The organism is Treponema sp. R6D11 (genome assembly GCF_054786075.1).
Genome location: NZ_BDHD01000197.1, coordinates 1 through 3,107 on the forward strand (window position 1 = coordinate 1; position 3,107 = coordinate 3,107).

Consider the following 3,107-nt stretch of genomic DNA (forward strand, 5'->3'; position numbering starts at 1 on the left):
GCAGAACAAACTCAGGTCCTGTCGGCGTAATGCCAACTTTCCCAGTACCAATCCAACCGTTTTAAACAAAAAGCATCAATGCACATAAAAGCATATAATAGAATATACCCTAGAAAAAAACAAAACTCTTGCATCCACCGCAAGAGTTTTTTGAATTATTCATCATTGACAAATTCTAGCTCTTATGATAGAATAAACTTAGCCTAAATGGCAAATTCTTTTAAGGAGTTGGTTACTTTGACCAAACTTTTGAACTTGCCTGTTTTCATGTAATATCGATGCTTAAGGCTCCTGCTCGCAGGGAATTCAGCTGAACTAAAACAGCTAAAGTGAGATGCCTTGTCAAGAATTGTATAGTTGATGATATACATATTGATTAAAATCACCGGGCACACGACTGAGAAGTCATTAAAATGCTAAAGTGGGTAATACATTAGATAATGTATAGCGATAACAGGAACCTCGCGAATTCCTTACCTCTTCAATTGCAACAAGTCTTGAATACACAAATTTAGATAAAATTGCCGGCTGCATCAACAGAAGGCTTTTTTATTTCATACCTATAAACCGTTCAGTTCCTACTCAAATTCTATTGTCGCCGGAGGTTTACTCGTGCAATCGTAGAATACACGGTTAACTCCTTTAACCTCGTTAATTATCCTGTTTGTAATCCGTTCCAAAACATCAAACGGGATATCCGCCGCGTTCGCCGTCATAAAGTCGGTCGTCTGTACAGCACGAAGCGCGATAGCATAATCGTACGTCCGTTCATCACCCATAACGCCAACGCTACGCACATTTGTCAGCCCAGCAAAAAATTGGTTAAGCTCTTTATCAACTCCCGCATTTGCCAATTCTTCTCTATATATAAAGTCCGCTTCTTGCGTTATTCTAATCTTTTCCGCTGTCACATCGCCAATAATTCTAATGCCAAGCCCTGGTCCTGGGAATGGCTGACGATACACCAAAAATTCCGGTATGCCAAGCTCTAGCCCAAGCCTTCTAACCTCATCTTTGAATAGCAATCTAAGCGGCTCAACGATTTCCTTGAACGAAACAACATCCGGCAACCCGCCGACGTTGTGATGGCTCTTGATAACCGCCGATTTACCTATCCCGCTCTCGATAACGTCGGGATAAATAGTCCCCTGCACGAGATAATCCACCTCGCCGATTTTTTTCGCCTCTTCTTCAAAAACTCTAATGAACTCCTCGCCGATTATCTTACGTTTTTGTTCCGGTTCTTCAACGCCTTTGAGCTTTTTCAAAAACCTATCTCTAGCATCAACTCTAATGAAATTCAAATCATAATCGCCGGACGCGCCGAAAATTTCTTCCACTTCCTCGCTCTCGTTTTTGCGCAATAGCCCGTGATCGACGAACACACACGTCAAATTCTTCCCAACAGCTTTCGATAGCAATACAGCAGCAACCGAGCTATCAACGCCGCCAGATAACGCGCATAAAACTTTCCCATCGCCGATTTTTTCTTTCAGGTTTTCGATCGTTTCGCTCGCGTAATCTCCCATCTTCCAATCACCGGCACACTTGCATATCTCGAACAAGAAATTTTCAATAATTTTGCCGCCTGCCTCAGTGTGCGTCACTTCCGGATGAAATTGCACGCCATATATCGCCCTATCAATGTTCTCCATCGCAGCATTCTTGCACGAATTAGTTTTCGCAGTCTCGAAAAACCCTGCCGGCATCTTGCTAACTTGATAAGTATGGCTCATAAAGCAAATAGATTTTTTATCAACATCTTTGAATAGTTTAGATTTCCCAACAGTCTCTAAGCTAATTTTCCCATACTCCCTATCTTTCGCGCGCTCAAGCTCGCCGCCTAAAACATGCGCAGTTAATTGCATTCCATAGCAAATACCCAAAACAGGTATCCCAAGTTCAAATATCTCTTTATCGCATATCGGCGCACCTTCGTCAGTCGCGACGTCTGGCCCACCTGTGAATATAATGCCCTTAGGTTTTAATTTTTTGATTTCTTCTATAGATGTATCGAAAGGCAAAAGTGTGCTATATACGTTTAAATCGCGCACTCTCCGCGCAATCAACTGATTATACTGTCCGCCAAAATCCAAAACTAAAACTTGCTCATGCATATTATTTTCTCCTTAGTTATGTTAGAGATATTATATATTATAATCCCATAAAAGTCAAGGATTGACAATCGACTTCATTTGTTATATAATATCTCCAATGATAACTATTATGCCATCAAATTTAAAAGGTAGCATCACAGCTCCGCCATCAAAATCCATCCTACACCGCGAGCTTATTGCCGGATGCCTTTCACATGAAAATTCCACTATAAAAGGCGTCAACGCCATTTCTACAGATATCCAAACAACGATTGATTGCTTAAAAGTGCTAGGCGCAGAAATCAGCATTAAAGATAACATTATAAATTGCTCGTGCGGAGAAATTTTCAATAAAACTGATGATGCAGTCCTTGATTGCAAAGATTCTGGAACAACATATCGCATCTTAAAAGAGTTCGATAAGATTTATAAAGGCAATATAAAATTCAAAAAATTTTCTAGACCAACGGCCGGTTATAGATACCAAAAAAACGAAGTATATGTAGACGCAAGCGCAACAACGCAAAACCTGTCTGGGCTGCTTCTTGTTCTCCCACTACTTGACGAAAAATATACAATATACGTCGAAAACCTATCTAGCAAATCATATATAGATTTAACCCTACAAACTTTAGAACGCCATGGAGTATACACAAAAAATAGAAACTATGAACAATTCATAACCACGCCTAGCGAATATAAAAAAGCTGACACTGAAATCGAGGGCGACTATTCCCAAAGCGCATTCTTCATGATAGCAAATCTTCTTGGCGCGGATATAAAAATACATAATCTAAACCTCTTTTCCAAGCAAGGCGACAAAGAAATTATTAACATATTAAATTTCAATCCAAAGGTCATAAACGCAAGCAATACCCCCGACATCATCCCTCCCCTAGCCGTTTTTGCATGTTTCAACGATTATGATACTACATTCACAAACATAGAAAAATTAAAAATCAAAGAAAGCGACCGAGTTAAATCTATACTAGAACTGAACAAACTTGGGGC

General features: G+C 40.0%; 2 protein-coding genes. One reads left to right on the forward strand and one right to left on the reverse strand.

The genetic code is table 11. The annotated features are described in order from the left end of the window. Positions 1-578 precede the first annotated feature (578 nt). Complete coding sequence (guaA, locus tag ACYVTD_RS11050; RefSeq protein WP_461247825.1) at positions 579-2,117, reverse strand: glutamine-hydrolyzing GMP synthase; 1,539 nt, start codon at positions 2,115-2,117, stop codon at positions 579-581. A gap of 109 nt (positions 2,118-2,226) precedes the next feature. Here guaA and ACYVTD_RS11055 point away from each other — a divergent pair. Continuing rightward, positions 2,227-3,107, forward strand: an 881-nt coding sequence (locus ACYVTD_RS11055) for a 3-phosphoshikimate 1-carboxyvinyltransferase (protein WP_461247826.1), incomplete at its 3' end; no start/stop codon positions are given.

Coding starts and splice junctions, on each gene's coding strand:
- guaA (WP_461247825.1), bottom strand. CDS start 2,117: ATGCATGAGCAAGTTTTAGTTTTGGATTTTGGCGGACAGTATAATCAG.